The sequence below is a fragment of the Bradyrhizobium sp. CCGUVB1N3 genome, assembly GCF_024199925.1.
GTDB lineage: Bacteria > Pseudomonadota > Alphaproteobacteria > Rhizobiales > Xanthobacteraceae > Bradyrhizobium.
This window is the reverse complement of the sequence record NZ_JANADR010000001.1, coordinates 8721478-8736781: the sequence shown is the minus strand read 5'-3', so window position 1 is coordinate 8736781 and position 15304 is coordinate 8721478. Positions and strand designations below refer to the sequence as shown.

Genomic DNA, 15304 nt, shown 5'->3' with positions numbered 1-15304 from the left:
GGCGTATCGAGGCGGGTGTCCAGCCTGCCAGAACCTCAAGGAGAGCGATACGCCATGAACGAGACTACCAAGATTCTCCCCTTCCGTCAGCGGTCGGCGGTTGACGATCCACTGACAGAAATCCTGCGCAATGGAGCCCGTGATCTGCTCGCCAGGGCGGTCGAAATCGAACTGCAGGCGTTTCTGGAGACGACGGCGGAGCTGAAGCTGCCGGGTGGCCGCGCCCGTGTGGTCCGGCACGGCCATGGCCCTACGCGCAAGATTGCCACGGGGATCGGCGCAATCGAGGTCGCCCGGCCCAAGGTGAGAGACCGCGGCGCCAGCTCAGCCGATCGGATCCGCTTCAGCTCGGCGATCCTGCCGCTGTGGGCGCGGCGGACGAAGAGCCTGGATGCCCTGCTGCCGATCCTTTACCTGCGCGGCATCTCGACCGGCGACTTCCAGGAGGCGCTGTCGGCGCTGCTCGGCAAGGACGCGCCGAACCTGTCGCCGTCGGTGATTGCACGCCTGACGGCCGACTGGCAGGCCGAGTACGAGCGTTGGCAGCGACGTGACCTGTCGGCGCGGCGCTACGTCTATCTGTGGGCCGATGGGGTTTATTTGCAGGCCCGGATGGAGGATCACAGCGAATGTATCCTGGTGCTGGTCGGCGCGACGCCGGAGGGCCGCAAGGAATTGGTCGGCTTCCAGGTCGGCGCCCGCGAGAGCGCCCAGAGTTGGCGTGAGCTCTTGATCGATGTGAAGCAGCGCGGCCTGCGGATCGCTCCCCAAGTGGCGGTCGGTGACGGCGCGCTGGGGTTCTGGAAGGCCCTCGACGAGGTCTTCCCTGGCACGCGCCACCAGCGGTGCTGGTGCCACAAAGTCAGCAACGTGCTCGACAAGGTCGCCAAATCCGTGCAGCGCGCGATGAAGAACGATCTGCGGAACGTCTATCTGGCGCCGAGCCGGGCGAAAGCCGAAACCGCGATCGACACCTTCGTCGAGAAATACCGTGCCAAATACGGACCTGCGGTCGAGTGCTTGATCAAGGATCGTGAGGTGCTGCTCGCGTTCTTCGACTTCCCTGCCGAGCATTGGGTTCATCTGCGCACCTCGAATCCGATCGAGAGCGTGTTCGCCACGGTGCGGCACCGGACGGTGCGAACGAAAGGATCGCTCTCGCCGAAAACCGCCAAGCTGATGGTGTTCAAGTTGATCGACGCCGCATCGAAGACCTGGCCTTGAGGCACGCGCACGCGCACTCGGCTGGAGCGATGTCGAGGTTATTGATGATGATCTCGGCAAGTCCGGCGGCGGCGTTGCAAGACGTGGATTCGAGCGGTTGTTGGCGTTAATCTGCGAGGGGCGCGTCGGTGCGGTGTTTTCAATCGAGGCTTCCCGCCTCGCTCGAAACGGTCGAGACTGGCACACGTTGTTGGAAGTTTGCGGCTCCGTCGGCACGCTCATTATCGACGAAGATGGCGTCTATGATTCTCGGTCGATTAACGATCGATTGCTCTTGGGGATGAAGGGCACGATGAGCGAGCTGGAGCTCAGCGTCATTCGACAGCGATCAGTCGAAGCCGTCAAACAAAAGGCCCGGCGCGGCGAGCACTTCACGACGGTCGCGGTCGGGTATGTGAAGACGAAGGATGATCGAATCGAGAAAAACCCGGACGTACGTGTCCGCGAGTCCCTGGATCTTGTCTTCAGGAAGTTTGTGGAGCTCCAATCGATCCGGCAGGTCTTGCTCTGGTTGCTCCAGGAGAAGATCGCACTACCCTTCGCCGCGGGAGGTTCGCACGATCCGAAAATCGAATGGCGTACACCAAGCTACACGACGTTGAATCACATGCTCACCAACCCTGTGTATGCCGGTGCCTACGTGTTCGGACGACGGGGTGTCTGGATGACGGTCGAGAACGGTCGGAAGAAGGTAAAGCGAAATCCCCAACGAGATTGGAAAGCCTGGGACGTGCTGCTCCGCGACCATCACGAGGGCTACATCTCCTGGGATGAGTTTGTTCGAAACCAGCGCCTCATTGCGGACAATGCCAACGGCAAGAGCTACCTGGGTCGAGGAGCCGTCCGACGCGGCGAAGCACTTCTCCCTGGGCTTTTGCGCTGCGCGCGATGTGGCCGGCGGTTATACGTTCAGTATTCCGGCAGAGGCGGCGACACGCAGAGATATGTCTGCCGCGGAGACTTCAACAAGGCGGCCGTCGCAGCCTGTCTTGGCTTCGGTGGAATGCGCCTCGATCGGATGGTGGCGCGAGAGGTGCTGGAGCGGCTTCAACCGCTTGGCGTTGAGGCTGCGCTAAATGCAATGAAAACTCAGGGCGCCGAACAGTCGGAAAAACTGCTTCAGCTCCAAAGGTCTCTTGAACAGGCGCATTACGAAGCAAACCGAGCGTATCGCCAATATGACGCGGTCGACCCCGACAATCGTCACGTCGCTGGTGAACTTGAGCGTCGCTGGAACGAGCGCATCCAAGCTGTGCGTACAATTGAGCGAGAAATCGAGAGTTTGGCCAGTTCGCCTTCTCCTGGACTTAGCGCCGGCGATCGCGAAGCGCTGCTTAAGCTCGGGGACGATCTGAATAGAGCTTGGCAGCGCCCCGGTGTTACGTCGGAGATCAAGAAGAAGATCCTGCGTACAGTGCTGTCGGAAATCGTCGTCGACCTGGATCAGGACAATCAGCATCTGAACCTCATCATCATTGGCAAGGTGGCGATCACACCCGCCTGAAAGTTAAGAAGAACCGTGTCGGCGTGACGCGTTGGACGACCGACATCGAGGTAGTGGATCTTGTGCGCATGCTCGCACGTCAAATGCCTGACTACTCGATCGCCGCCTTGCTTAATCGCTCCGGAAAAACAACCCCGCACGGGGCGTCCTGGACGAGGACGAGCGTATGTTCGTTGCGCAGAACCCGCGAGATCGCCCGTTATCGTGAGGGGGAACGCCAGGATAGAGGTGAGCGCTCGTTAATCGAAGCAGCAGAGATGCTCGACGTCAGTCCATCGACGATACGTCGCATGATCATTGAGGGACGATTGCCTGCGGAGCATTTATGCAAGGGCTCGACATGGATCATCAAACAATCTGATCTCACGCGACCGGACGTGCGCCAAGATGCCTCTCGCAGGCGATCGCGCCGCAGTCCGTCGTCTTGCGACGCCAACCAGAAATGCCTTGAATTATAAGGAGATAGACAGATGGGTAGTATGAAGCGCCCTCGTCGTCGCCGCTGAACAACGAGTTCTTTTTTCCGATCGCAATCGGCCTGATCGATCGCTCGACCGTGTTGCTGTCCGGCTCGATCCGCCCGTCATCCAGGAACGCCATCAGACCCTGCCAACGTTCGAGCATGTAATCAATCGCCTTGATGAGCGTCGAGCGGCGGGAGATCCCGTCCTTCACCGCGATCAGACGAGCCTTCAACGCCTCCATGAGCGGCTTCGTCTCGGCCTGTCGCGCCGCGCGGCGTTCCCCGGCGCCGAGACCGCGGATCCTCTCCTCGATCGCCTAGACGGCTGCGATGCGCTCGATGACCTCCGCGGCGAAGGGTGAGTTCGTCGTCTTGTGCACCCTCACGAAGTTGCGGCGCGCGTGAACGAGACAATACGCCAGCTGGATCTGGCCCGACATCTTCGCATCGCCCACCAGCGAGGCGTAGGCGGCATAGCCGATGGAGTGGACGCCCCCCCCGACGGCATCAAATGTGCCAAAGTGCGGGTGTTTAAGACCCGGCAAGGAGGACGTCCATGAACGAGATTAGCATCATTGGTTTGGATTTGGCAAAAAACGTATTTCAGATCCACGGCGCGGGGCCAGACGGGAAGGTTGTTCTACGCAAGAAGCTCAACCGCGGCAGATTGCTCGAGTTTTTCGCCAGCTTGCCAATCTGTGTGGTCGCGATGGAGGCCTGCGCCAGTGCTCATTACTGGGGACGGGAGATCGGTAAATTCGGTCACGATGTCCGGCTGATCAATCCCTCCTACGTGAAGCCATTCCTCAAGCGCCAGAAGAACGATGCTGCAGATGCGGAAGCGATCGCCGAAGCCGCGTCGCGCCCAACGATGCGCTTCGTCGGCGTCAAGAGTGCCGAGAAGCAGGCTTCTTCCATGGCATTCAAGGTTCGCGACCTGTTGGTTCGGCAGCGAACGCAGACGATCAATGCGTTACGCGGACATCTGATGGAATACGGCTTGATCGTCGCTCAGGGTATCAGACACATCTCTCGTTTGAAGGAGCTGATGGAAACATATCACGACCTGCCCGATCTCGCCCGCGGCCTTTGCCAGGATCTCCTAGAGCATATTGAATCCCTGTCGAAACAGATCGCAGAGCTGGAGAAAGGACTACGGGTTCGTGCCAGACAGGACGATGTCGCCTCACGCTTGATGACCATTCCGGGCATCGGCGCAATCTGCGCCACAGCGATGGAAGCCTTAGCGCCCTCGGCGGCGACTTTTTCCAAAGGCCGTGATTTCGCGGCCTGGATTGGTCTCACGCCTAAACAGAATTCATCCGGAGGTAAGGATAGGCTCGGCCAAATCTCCAGGATGGGCCAACGAGATCTTCGACGCCTCCTTGTTCTTGGTGCAACCGCCGTGGTGCGATGGGCAAGACGATATGGAGCGCCAGCCGGATCCTGGCTGGCGAGAATGGTTTCGAAGAAGCCCCCAAAGCTGATCGCAGTCGCTTTGGCAAACAAAATGGCGCGTATCGCTTGGGCCTTGATGGCCCACGGTGGCGTCTATCAAACTCCGGCTTCTGGTACTGCGTAACGCAGAATCAGAGGCAGCGAGACGTCGGGAATGTGGTAAGGTCTACCGGAGGATTATGGGCAAACGGTCAGAGACTGGATTGGAAGATTTATTAAGTCGATGAGTGCCAACAAGCACGCCTAGCCGAACTGAATCCGATCCACGCATTCCATAAGGGCCCGCGACGTGTCGAAGTCGCATCACGAGGCCGGACACACGTCAGCACCCGACCACATGCCTGTACCGAAGTGAGATTTTGCTTGCATTTACCGGGGCGTCCACACACGACTTGCAGCACGCCTTCGAAGCCGGCCAACTGCGCCACGATCTCCTTCTTGCCGCGACCGCCTGCGAACACGTAGGCGACCGCCGGCGGCGCCGGCCCCTTCCACGCCCGATCGTCCGTCGCGTGCGCCCAGAACTGGCAGATCCTCGTGCGACCGCGTCCCGGATCGAGAACTGGCAGCGGCGTCTCGTCGCAGAACAGCCGCTCGAAGCCATGCATGGTCTTCAGTTGCAGATCGTAGAGGCCCCTGACCAGCCACGCCGCGCTCCCCATCCAGCGCGCCAGCGTCTGACGGTCGACGACGACACCCTGGCCCGCCAGGATCTGCGTCTGGCGGTAGAGCGTCGATTGCCAGGCATATTTGGCCGCGGCGATATGCGCGATCAGCGCCGTCGTCGCCATGCCGCCCTCGACGAGCCGCACCGGTGCCGGGGCCTGGACGATCGGGCCCTCACAGGCGCGGCAGGCATATTTGGGACGGATCGTGCGGAGTACACGCAACCACGCGCGAACCCGATCGAGCGCTTCGCTGCTCTCCTCGCCGATCCGATGCATCTGTCCCGTGCAGCACGGGCAGAGCGTGGACGCCGGCTCGATCACCCGCTCGACCCGGGGCAGATGCGCCGGTAGCGCGCCGATGTTGCGCCTGGGTTTGCGCCGCTTCGGTTTCCGCGCGTCCGGTTTGTCGTCATTGGCCGGAGGCTGCGCGCCCGCAGTCCGTTCCAGATCGAGCGCGATCTGTTCGGCGCAGACGATCGCCGAGCGCTCCGATCGCGCGCCGAAGATCAGGCTCTTCAACGTGGCGATCTCTGCGCGCAGATCGTCGTTCTCGCCTTCGAAAGCCAGCACCATCTCGGCGAGAGCCGCAGGGTCAGAGGGGAGATCTTCAGGGCGAAGCGCCATATCGCAGAGCTACATGAACACACTCGCAATCGCCAGCAAAACAAGACGATTCAGGCAACTTTCGTCGGCCGCTTCGTCACCTTCGGGACCACACGCGACCACTCCGCAAGACCTTCGATCAGCATCGCCAGTTGTCCCCCCGTCACCGGCATCGTACCCTCGCGAACAGGTGGCCAGGCGAAGCTCCCATTCTCGAGCCACTTCGTCGCTAGAACCATTCCCGAGCCGTCAAAAACCAGTAGCTTCAAACGATCCGATCGCTTCGATCGGAAGACATAAACGTCGCCGGTGTAGGGCTTGCCGCCTAATCCCTCCGCTACCAGCGCGACCAGGCCATGAACGCCTTTGCGAAAGTCAATCGGCTGCGTCGCGACGAACACGCGGACCATTGGACCAAACGAGATCATCGCGTCGACCTCACCGCCGCCAGCACGCGCTCCAGCGTCGCGGCGTCGACGCCGACGGGCACGCGCACCGTCGCGCCCGCGATCATCACCTCGATCCGCTCGGCCGGACTCACCAGAACCTGCGCCTTATCGATCGCGTTTGGCTGCGCCTCGACGGCGGCGTCGAGCCTGACTTGCACGAACTGCGGCACTTCGCTCGACGCGAGCCGCGCTTGGCGCCGCCACACACTGAGCAGTCCCCGGTTGACCCCGTTGCGTCGAGCCACCTCGGAAATGCTCGTCTCCGGATCGGCGCTCTCGGCCACGATCCGCGCCTTCTCCGCATCGCTCCAACTGCGCCGTCGCCTCTCCCCCGTGATCACCTCGATCCGCTGATAGGAGGCGGCATCATGCCTGTCGTGATGTCTGTCTTGATGCATGGAATGAGCGTCCCTCACGTTGTCTATCCACGCACGAGTCTCGCTCATCTCGCCCACCTAAACGAGGTGGGGTCGTCGTACCGCTATCGGCGCAACTGGACCTTTGCAGGCAGCGAGCGCGGCGCTCAACGTTGCGCCGTCATGCTGACGATAATCACCACCTGCCGTTTGAACGACGTCGATCCCAAAGCATGGCTCGCCGACGTCCTGGCCCGTATCGCTGATCTGCCCGCCTCGCGTCTGCACGAACTGCTGCCCTGGGAGTGGTGACCTTGCCCCCTGGACTTAATCCAGATTGAAGTTCGCTCTGGCCCATATGAGGACCAGAGCATGAAGCGCAGCCGCTTTACGGAAGAGCAGATCATCGCGATTTTGAAGGAGCACGAGGCTGGCGTGTCGGTTGCAGATCTGTGCCGCAAGCACGGTGTCAGCGACGCCAGCATCTACAAATGGAAAGCCAAGTTTGGCGGGATGGAGGTCTCGGAGGCCAAACGGCTGAGGACGCTGGAGGACGAGAACACGAGGCTGAAGCGACTTTTGGCCGACGCCATGCTGGACAATGCGGCGTTGAAGGACCTCCTGGGAAAGAAGTGGTGACGCCCGCCGGGAAGCGGAAAGCTGTCGCCCATCTCGTGGACGCCCACGGGATGAGCGAACGGCGGGCGTGTAAAGCCATCGGCTGTTGCCGCATGACCGTTAGATATCGGACGACCCGGGCGGATGATGCTGCCCTACGCCAACGCATGAGAGCGATCGCCGAGGTGCGCCGTCGCTTCGGCTATCGGCGCCTGCATGTTCTGCTCAAGCGGGAGGGCTATCTGGTCAACCACAAGAAGCTGTTCCGGCTCTATCGGGAAGAGAGGCTCGTGGTCCGTCGCCGTGGTGGCCGCAAGCGAGCGCTCGGGACCAGGGCGCCGATGGTGGTGCCGATAGCGCCGAATGACCGCTGGTCGCTCGACTTCGTCTCGGATCAGCTCACCGATGGCCGCCGCTTCCGCATCCTGACCGTGGTCGACGAGTGCACGCGCGAGTGCCTAGCGTTGGTGGCCGATACCTCGCTGTCCGGCTCCCGGGTGGCTCGGGAGCTTGACCGGCTGATCATCGAGCGCGGAAAGCCCAAAATGGTGGTCAGCGACAATGGCACCGAACTGACCAGCAACGCCATCCTGACATGGGCCGATCAGAGCCGCGTCGCCTGGCATTACATCGCGCCGGGCAAGCCAACGCAGAATGCCTTCATCGAGAGCTTCAATGGCCGGCTCCGAGACGAATTGCTGAACGAGACGCTATTCACTTCGCTGGCCCAGGCAAGGGTCGAACTCGGACATTGGCGGGCCGACTACAACGATGCGCGACCTCACTCGCAGCTCGGATGGAAGACACCATCGGAGTTCGCATTCACCTGCAACCCGCGACGGGATCTGGCGCTGCGCTATGCCGATGGCTCCGCACCAGCTCCCGTCGCTACCACCGACCATTCGGGTAAATCCACCAGCCAGAGCGAACTCAGGACTGGATAAATCTTGGGGGCAAGGTCAGTGGAAGCGCCTGCTCGAAGCTAAAAAACAGGCCACTGCCGATCAGCGGGCGGCCTGAACCTCACACGCGACGATCATAGAGCGGACTGTTTACGCGCGCACCAGCCGATCACGCGGCCCTCCTCGTGTGCATACGGTACGCCATCGACGCCTCCAAGCTCGAACGCGATCTCGGCTGGAGCGCCGTGGAGAACTTCGAGAGCGGCATCGACAAGACGGTGCGCTGGTATATCGAGCAGAAGCCGTGGTGGCACGCGATCCTGGAGCGTCGGTATACCGCGAACCGGCTGGGGTTGACCGAGTAGCTGCCGTAGGCTTCCCGCGTGCGGCGAAGCGAACGAGACTGGCAGGCCAAGTCCTCCCGCGCTTGCCCAAGTCGTCTAACGCTTGAAGATATAGGCCAACAGCTGTGCAGGTCTCGGCATGCAAGCGTGCGGCTGAGAATCGGTGCAAGATCGAGGAATGTCTGAATGCGGTCCTTGCGAGACCCAGCGAAAAACGACGTCGTACCTGTGCGGAGGATAGGGCTCCGCAACTGACGAAAGCGTTACTGGCTCGGAGAGATCGTCGGTCGATATTGCGGGAAATTGGAACCTGGGAACATCGTTTGATTTGGTATCGGCAAGACCGAGAGCGCTTGCGTTGAAGCTCACGTCAGCGGCTGCCTCACTCGGAAAGTTCACGCGAATCTTGCCAACTCCGCCTGCGATGGTAGGCGCTGAGAACGATGGAAGTCCAGGGAGCGATCCCCTCCCAACAATATCGGTTGAGCTACTGGAAGAAATCAGCTTTACAGTTCTCCAACCTCCCATCTTATACGCAAGGTATATACCATTTCTCCGGCCTTCATCGAACTTTGTGTAGACAATGAGCGGAGTACCCTCCGTGGTTACGTTCAGTTGGGCATTGTTGACTAGGCCTTGCCCCTCACCCACATCATCTACGACATCGCAATTCGTTGGATTGATTGAGCCGAAGAGTGGATCACCGTTAGCTCTGTTCCAAGCAGCAAGGTCGCCACTTTTGACAAAGCAAACTCTGAAATTTGATGCCACGTCCGGGGTTTTCCGCCAGACAATCGCGACATTGATCTCACCGTTCGGCCCTGCTACGAACGGCGTCGGGTATGCACTCACGGACTTATCTTCCATCCTATCAGAGAAGAGGGGCGCTTCGGAAAGGCGACTCCAGTTCCTACCATTGAGTACATTCGCGTACCACGCCCCATTACCACTTACCCCATTCCGAAAGACCATAAACAGACGTTTTCCAAGCCTCTGAAAAGAGGGATAGGTCACGTGCCCCTCGTTTCTTCCCGTCATTGACGCCGGTGACAAGTCTGTGATCGAAAGCGGGGACGCTGAATGAAAGTATTTCAAAGGCTGAGCGTGGTTCACAAAGATGACATGCAGCCTTTCATGGTCGTCAAGAGCTAGCTTAGTATCATCGTGGCTGTCCCAGCCAGGCGTTCGACCTGGAAGCTCAATACGCTGCACCGCTCCCGAGACAAGATCTATGGAAGCAACGCGGAATTTTCGTTGTGCGCTGTAGTATACGATGAACGCGCGCTCCCCCACGGTCAAACTTGAAAATCGTGAATTCGTGCCGGTCCAAACAGTATCTACCAGCACAATCGCGGGCCGCTTCTCATCTGCAGCCCAAGCAAGTCCGAGAACGCAAAGCACCGCGAATACAAGAATCGCTTTCCAGAAGCGCAACAGAGTTCGTTGCAACTCTAGCATTGGTAATATAGTCTCCATAGGGAAGGCAGTATAGGTGCCGACCGCTTCAAAGAGTCAACGTTTGCAGAATGGATTGTGATGCGACTACGTCGACTTGTTTCGCGCGCTTTTAACAATCGATCGCCGACACTGGCGGAACGATTCTACAAGCATTCGCGCCCTGACATCGATAAGTGGGAACATTATATCACTAAGTACTCTGAACTGTTTCTCGGACTTCCACCAAAAGTTGCCTTGCTTGAGATTGGCGTCTACCGCGGTGGCTCTCTTCGCCTCTGGAGTGAATACTTTTCATCAGATAGCGTTATTGTAGGCGTCGACAAGAATCCACACTGCAAGACGTACGAAAAAGCGAATATAAAGGTCGCAATCGGAGACCAGGGCGATCAACGGTTCTTGTCAGACCTCTCGGCACAATTTGGGGGCTTCGACATCGTTATCGACGATGGAAGTCACCTCGTCTCCGACCAGATCGCATCGTTCCAGGCACTCATACGATCAACTAGATGCGCCTACGTCATTGAGGACACTCATGCCGCGTATTGGCAGGCACCTCCAAGCAAGGCCGACCTGTCGAATTTTCTGATTCAACAGTTCGATACATTGCATGAGTGGTTCGTTGCAGCCGGAACGTCTGAATCATTCGACGATGCCAAATGGATCAATCAACATCAGACTGAAATATCCGACCTGCGACGTAGGCTGGTCTCAATCGAGCTACTCGACAGCATGATGATATTTCGATTGGGCACCAATCCGCCCCCAAAGAGATTACGTACCAAGATTGTGGGTGTAGCTAAGACCTGACCTAGGCGCTCCCACGGCTTGCGACCTTCGGCAGCAAGATTGCAGCCAACCGGCCTCCGGCCAACTACGGCCTCCTGGAAGCTAAGCCTTCATCAAAAAGAGCGAATCCTGAAAGCTTAAGACGCTCTTTCTTCCCGCCCAAGTACCATAGAATGCGGCCGCAGTGTGAAGGCCCAATTCAGCCAGGACCTCTCGCAACCAGATCTCATCAAAAGAGATCGCGTGCAACGGATCGTCCGCGTTGAAATAGGAACAGTGATCATTCAACACATACTTCATTGGATATGAAGACTGCTTGAGCGATTCCAAACGCCTACTCTCGCCATTCGATAGAAAGAATGTAGCGTATATCACGCTCTTCTCATCCATGACCGATACAATTTCCTTCAGATAGGTGATCACGTCCGCTTCATACATATGTGTAAAGACGCTTAGGACAAAGATCGCATCAGGAGATGCGTATCGCCTATCTATTCTGAAGTCTTCCGTTTCTAGCTTGCCCGACGCATTGTAGCGATCGTTCATTGCGTCAAAGTGATGAAATTCATAATTTGGCAGCACCGGAGACAAATTGGATTGCAGCCAGTTGATCTGAGGCGCAAGCACGTCCGCGCCCCAATAATTGCCGCGATATCCCTTTGCCGCTAGGGCGTATGCGATACGGCCGAAGCCACAACCAATGTCGATAACCGGTCGTCCGCGAAGCTGCAGAACCCGAGTGCCCAAAGCAAGAAGACCCGCTCCATTCTTGGGAAAGCTCTCCCAAGTTTCGTTCATAAATAGCAAGTCTCTCGGGGGAAGAGGAAGCACTTTGCCGTCCACTTCCAACACGGGTCGTTCCATCGGTTTAGCTCCACCTAACTCACAACTTCCCAACAACCTCCAGCCCTAGGCTAACGTTTTCCTTAATTGCTTGTGCCTGGCTAACCTGCTTTTCCTTATCATCAAACAGTGCAGCAGCCAGGGAACGAACGCTGTTCAAGAGCGGATTCTCTTCCATAAACTTCACGGCAGCCTTTACCCGCCGTTTCGAGTGCTTCTTGAACAATGCCTCAGCGCCTGCCTCCATATACTTGGTTCGTTCGGCATCGGAGTAGCTCTTGGACTTTGCATGGAAAACGTACGTGTTCGTGGCAATGGCCAGTTCAAAGCCAGCATCCGCCGCACGAAAACAAAAATCGTTCTCCTCTCCATATCCAAATGGAAACGCACTCTCATCAAACTCGCCAATCGCCTCGAGCACTGCTCGTCGGATACACAGACAAAACCCGTGGACTAGGGGCGTCAGCGGATAGATCCCATTCCAGCTCGCTTCAAGATGCTGATCCAAATCGTGAACAGTCATGCCTTCGGGTAAAGGATTGATGGCCGTTTGTCCAACAGCTCCCTTAACGCTAGGCACGGACTGATAGCTTGCAGCATTTGAGAGTGGACCAACTATTCCGCGAGCATCCGAGCTGAAAAGAGCACTGCGCAACTTCCTAATGCCTGTAGGAGGAACGAGCGTATCACTATTGAGTAGAACGACCGCATCCGCTTTCGATTGGCGCAGTGCTGCATTCACCGCCCTCGTGTAACCGCCGCGCGCAGCAAGTGGTAGGATCGTATGCTCTAGCCAAGAGTACTGAAAGCGCTCGATCGCCAATTTGGTTGGCTTGTCAGATGCGTCATCAACCAAAATAAGTCTAAAGTTGTGATCCGCCTGATCGACCAACGACCGAATGCACTTCAAGACGTCGTCTAGCGCGTTATGGACGCAGACAACGATATCCACTGTCGGCTCGCGCACGCCGGAGCGCTTGGCTGCCGTCTTGTCTTTAGCGCCCCTCCTCCGGTCCAAGGGCGCCCCCTCTGCAAAGGATACTCTCGCAGGCCTGTACCACGGTTGATCCGAGAGTGGCCGGCCGGGCCATTTATTCATGCCGTGTTCAAAGAGGCAGAAATCGGGAGCATCCCGAAGCGAGAGTCGATCTGCGAACACAGGCTTCCAATTAACGCCACTCTTAAAGATCGCGTAGTTGATACCAATCTGATCTCGGCGGCTGAAGCGGTCCATTTCGGTCCACCAAACCCTGAACATCTCTCGAATTTCTTTGCGCTGTCCGAGGAAGCAGAAGAAGTTTGTTTCGATCAGTTGGCTTGACGCCAACTCGGAGATTGTCACGTACCTCCGGACTTGCTCGTTGATAAGATCGGCTTCGTCCAGCTTCATCTCTTTGCAGATTGACGCTTCTTCGAAGCAAGTCTCTCGAAGCGGATGGGCGATTGCCGCCAGAGAAATATCGCCTCCTAGCATATCCAAATAGGGCTGGAGGGTCCGCCGAATAAGGACGTTTGCATCGACCCAGACGAAATTCTCGTAGTCGACGCAATAATTAGTCAAGTGCGTTTTGACGTAACGCGCGCTTCGTCGCGGATCAGGATCGCGGTAGTCTGCCTGTATAATGTTGAATACGCCATAACCATCGACTTGATTATCGCTGAAGCAATAGTAGTCGCAATCGTCCTCCAAAACTTCTGGAAGAAGCAGAGTATCGAAATCTCCAAACACGGCTGTGCAAACAGCAGTTCGCCCACGTCCCTTATTCTTCCGGCTGGCGCGATATTGCAGGATATCCTCCGTACGATCTCGCTCGAGAGGCTTATAGAGCCTCTTCGGGTGATAGTAGCTCGTGAGGTTGTGCGCAACGTCGACAGAGATGCAGCTTACCTGGTATCCAAGGGTCAATGGAACAATGCCCAAAAGCCTTTCAAGCGCATGGGCAAACGTTCCATCTAGCTGTCCTTCTTCGGGAGCAAACTCATCGAGTGTGAGCTTTGCGGTTAAGATTGGCGCAATCGCAGGTGGCCGTACCCAGAGAAATGAACCGGCTGGATAATCCGGGCACACGTCTCCGGTGTACTCCAGGCCTATACGATCGAGCGCAGCGTCCACAACGGCTCGGTTCTTGCCCCAATTTGGTTGGCTGCGAAGCGCCCCATGGTATGGCGGATGCAACAGTCCGAGACCAGGCCGCGTTTCAAATTGATTGAGAATAGATCTTACGAGTTCCTCCGATCCGAGAATATGGTGACAGAGAAACCGTCGCCAATCGCCATGTGCGAAGTTGTGCGCCGAACGTTTTGAATGGAGGTGACAAAGCAGATCGTACTTTAGGATCTCATCAGCCAGATCCACAAAAAGGGGCGCCATATCTCGACCACGATTTTCGCAATGCCAAACGTCGATCAGATCTACATTCGGAAGAAGCATTCGGAAGTGCGCCTCTATGCTCAGCAGGTCATTGACCGATTTAGGCACAGATATGTAGAGGTCAAAATCGATCGGAATGTTAGCTAGATAGTCGGCCAATTCCTCGGATAGCTCGGGGTAGAACAAGTGGAGGTGGACTGCGATCTTAGGAGATCCCACAACCTTTCGATCGTATGAGAACACCTGCTCGAATGGGCCATACTCGGGTACACCGACACGAAATAGTGTGGTTTGTCGGTTGCGGGCTTCCGGTTTTGGAGCCCGCCCCTCCTTTTGCCCAAACAGAAGGAAATGAACCAAAGGATTTGCTTTGGACGCCTTCACGTCCATGTTTGCATTGATATAGCCGTTAGTATCGAAATCTGGCGATGGATCGCGTCCTTCTAGAAATCCGATCTCCAGATAATGCTTAAGCGGTCCTCCGGGGTAGCCCGCAGCATCGGGATGCGTTTTCAGATACCAATCCGAATTGAGGAATGGACTAGGATCCCGATCGTCCAGGTGCAATAAAAAGTCAGCCAAGGGCGTTCGATCTTCGTTGAATGGACCGTACTTGGTTGAGTACCATGCATGAGAAAACAGCGCGTTCGGAGATCGGTCCTTCAGCGAGCCAACAAATATGTAGTGCAGAAGAGGATTCCAGCCGAAAGCCTCCAAATCGCTGTTGGCCAACTTGTAGAACTTCAAATCGAAAATTGGATTTGGCGTCCGGTTCTCGCGGTATCCCTTCCCGTTGAAATGAGAGAGAGGGTCGATACCTGCTCCCGCAACGTCCTTATTTTTGAAAACGTACCATTCAGAGGAGAAAAGGCCTGACTCCTTTACAATCTGCCTCACTTTTGATGCGTCAAAAGTCAGCTCTCCGCTCTTCACAAATTCGGCGGCCTCTCTGTCCTCGTTGATCCCCCTCAGCAAGAAGTGAGAGTAGGGATTCATCCCAGCCCTTTTGATGTCTGGATACTTTGACAAGTACCATCTGGGCGAAAAATAGAAGCTCGGTTGGAGATGGGCGGCCCACCCCACGTCCCTAAAATGCTGCTCGGGAGTTTGATCGGGTGCCAAGGTGATCGAGTTATGCCGGACGTACCACTCCGGATCGAAGTACGGCGTGGCATCAAGCAAGCCTTCGATCTCAGCGAAGGACGTATATTTGGACATTCCCATTTTTCGATCAATCACCAACGCGACTATTGCGCC

The 15304-nt window shown here is 57.2% G+C and carries 13 protein-coding genes and 3 pseudogenes; 8 read left to right on the top strand and 8 right to left on the bottom strand.

Features of this window, described 5'->3' with window-relative positions; translation table 11 throughout:
• Positions 1 to 5: 5 nt before the first annotated feature.
• The 3 genes and pseudogenes from NLM33_RS41275 to NLM33_RS50000 all read left to right on the top strand — a co-directional run.
• Positions 6 to 1218: pseudogene (locus NLM33_RS41275) on the top strand (IS256 family transposase); the annotation flags it as partial.
• 46 nt (positions 1219 to 1264) lie between these two features.
• Positions 1265 to 2728: a recombinase family protein gene (locus tag NLM33_RS41270; RefSeq protein ID WP_254106133.1), complete on the top strand. Its 1464-nt coding sequence runs from the start codon at positions 1265 to 1267 to the stop codon at positions 2726 to 2728.
• Positions 2729 to 2796: 68 nt separating this feature from the next.
• Positions 2797 to 3186: a helix-turn-helix domain-containing protein gene (locus NLM33_RS50000; RefSeq protein WP_371930172.1), complete on the top strand. Its 390-nt coding sequence runs from the start codon at positions 2797 to 2799 to the stop codon at positions 3184 to 3186.
• Here NLM33_RS50000 and NLM33_RS41265 read toward each other — a convergent pair.
• Together NLM33_RS41265 and NLM33_RS41260 are read right to left on the bottom strand one after the other, a co-directional pair.
• Positions 3092 to 3505 (bottom strand): transposase, encoded by a 414-nt coding sequence (locus NLM33_RS41265; RefSeq protein WP_371930171.1) that lies wholly within the window; start codon positions 3503 to 3505, stop codon positions 3092 to 3094. The two genes, NLM33_RS50000 and NLM33_RS41265, sit on opposite strands and share 95 nt — an antisense overlap.
• Before the next feature lie 3 nt (positions 3506 to 3508).
• Positions 3509 to 3736, bottom strand: coding sequence for an IS66 family transposase (locus NLM33_RS41260; protein ID WP_254104154.1), 228 nt, complete (start codon positions 3734 to 3736; stop codon positions 3509 to 3511).
• An 11-nt stretch (positions 3737 to 3747) separates the two neighbouring features.
• Here NLM33_RS41260 and NLM33_RS41255 point away from each other — a divergent pair, with 11 nt between their 5' ends.
• Entirely contained in the window at positions 3748 to 4773 is a 1026-nt protein-coding gene (locus tag NLM33_RS41255; RefSeq protein WP_254104153.1) for an IS110 family transposase, read from the top strand.
• A 91-nt stretch (positions 4774 to 4864) separates the two neighbouring features.
• On the opposite strand, the gene NLM33_RS41250 is transcribed toward NLM33_RS41255, so the two are convergent.
• Genes NLM33_RS41250 through NLM33_RS49420 form a run of 3 tightly spaced genes read right to left on the bottom strand, consistent with a single transcriptional unit; the run spans position 4865 to position 6815 of the window.
• A complete protein-coding gene (locus tag NLM33_RS41250; protein ID WP_254104152.1) occupies positions 4865 to 5941 on the bottom strand; it encodes an IS66 family transposase in 1077 nt (358 codons plus the stop codon).
• A 50-nt stretch (positions 5942 to 5991) separates the two neighbouring features.
• On the bottom strand, positions 5992 to 6348 hold the full coding sequence (gene tnpB / locus NLM33_RS41245) for an IS66 family insertion sequence element accessory protein TnpB (RefSeq protein ID WP_254104151.1): 357 nt from the start codon (positions 6346 to 6348) through the stop codon (positions 5992 to 5994).
• A complete protein-coding gene (locus NLM33_RS49420) occupies positions 6345 to 6815 on the bottom strand; it encodes a transposase (protein WP_371930057.1) in 471 nt (156 codons plus the stop codon). The genes tnpB and NLM33_RS49420 overlap by 4 nt, the downstream gene beginning before the upstream one ends.
• Positions 6816 to 6854: 39 nt before the next feature.
• On the opposite strand from NLM33_RS49420, the pseudogene NLM33_RS41235 reads away from it, so the two are divergent.
• The 3 genes and pseudogenes from NLM33_RS41235 to NLM33_RS41225 form a co-directional block, all read left to right on the top strand.
• Positions 6855 to 7037, top strand: a pseudogene (locus NLM33_RS41235) (transposase domain-containing protein); the annotation flags it as partial.
• A gap of 60 nt (positions 7038 to 7097) precedes the next feature.
• A protein-coding gene (locus NLM33_RS41230; protein WP_254104150.1) for an IS3 family transposase occupies positions 7098 to 8287 on the top strand; the annotation gives its coding sequence in 2 pieces (ribosomal slippage) (positions 7098 to 7347 and positions 7347 to 8287; 1191 coding nt in all).
• A 152-nt stretch (positions 8288 to 8439) separates the two neighbouring features.
• Positions 8440 to 8610 (top strand): annotated as a pseudogene (locus NLM33_RS41225) (dTDP-glucose 4,6-dehydratase); the annotation flags it as partial.
• Positions 8611 to 8685: 75 nt separating this feature from the next.
• On the opposite strand, the gene NLM33_RS49995 reads toward NLM33_RS41225, so the two are convergent.
• Entirely contained in the window at positions 8686 to 10047 is a 1362-nt protein-coding gene (locus NLM33_RS49995; RefSeq protein ID WP_371930056.1) for a BNR-4 repeat-containing protein, read from the bottom strand.
• Between the two features lie 78 nt (positions 10048 to 10125).
• Here NLM33_RS49995 and NLM33_RS41220 point away from each other — a divergent pair, with 78 nt between their 5' ends.
• Complete coding sequence (locus NLM33_RS41220) at positions 10126 to 10854, top strand: hypothetical protein (protein WP_254104149.1); 729 nt, start codon at positions 10126 to 10128, stop codon at positions 10852 to 10854.
• An 81-nt stretch (positions 10855 to 10935) separates the two neighbouring features.
• On the opposite strand, the gene NLM33_RS41215 is transcribed toward NLM33_RS41220, so the two are convergent.
• Together NLM33_RS41215 and NLM33_RS41210 are read right to left on the bottom strand one after the other, a co-directional pair.
• Positions 10936 to 11697, bottom strand: a complete 762-nt coding sequence (locus NLM33_RS41215) for a class I SAM-dependent methyltransferase (RefSeq protein ID WP_254104148.1) — start codon at positions 11695 to 11697, stop codon at positions 10936 to 10938.
• A gap of 19 nt (positions 11698 to 11716) precedes the next feature.
• Positions 11717 to 15265, bottom strand: a complete 3549-nt coding sequence (locus NLM33_RS41210; RefSeq protein ID WP_254104147.1) for a rhamnan synthesis F family protein — start codon at positions 15263 to 15265, stop codon at positions 11717 to 11719.
• Positions 15266 to 15304: the final 39 nt, after the last annotated feature.

What these genes read in the sequence shown, in the direction of transcription:
- NLM33_RS50000 (WP_371930172.1), top strand. Translation starts at nt 2,797, where the DNA reads ATGCTCGCACGTCAAATGCCTGACTACTCGATCGCCGCCTTGCTTAAT.
- NLM33_RS41255 (WP_254104153.1), top strand. Translation starts at nt 3,748, where the DNA reads ATGAACGAGATTAGCATCATTGGTTTGGATTTGGCAAAAAACGTATTT.
- NLM33_RS41250 (WP_254104152.1), bottom strand. Translation starts at nt 5,941, where the DNA reads ATGGCGCTTCGCCCTGAAGATCTCCCCTCTGACCCTGCGGCTCTCGCC.
- tnpB (WP_254104151.1), bottom strand. Translation starts at nt 6,348, where the DNA reads ATGATCTCGTTTGGTCCAATGGTCCGCGTGTTCGTCGCGACGCAGCCG.
- NLM33_RS49420 (WP_371930057.1), bottom strand. Translation starts at nt 6,815, where the DNA reads ATGAGCGAGACTCGTGCGTGGATAGACAACGTGAGGGACGCTCATTCC.
- NLM33_RS49995 (WP_371930056.1), bottom strand. Translation starts at nt 10,047, where the DNA reads ATGCTAGAGTTGCAACGAACTCTGTTGCGCTTCTGGAAAGCGATTCTT.
- NLM33_RS41220 (WP_254104149.1), top strand. Translation starts at nt 10,126, where the DNA reads ATGCGACTACGTCGACTTGTTTCGCGCGCTTTTAACAATCGATCGCCG.
- NLM33_RS41215 (WP_254104148.1), bottom strand. Translation starts at nt 11,697, where the DNA reads ATGGAACGACCCGTGTTGGAAGTGGACGGCAAAGTGCTTCCTCTTCCC.
- NLM33_RS41210 (WP_254104147.1), bottom strand. Translation starts at nt 15,265, where the DNA reads ATGTCCAAATATACGTCCTTCGCTGAGATCGAAGGCTTGCTTGATGCC.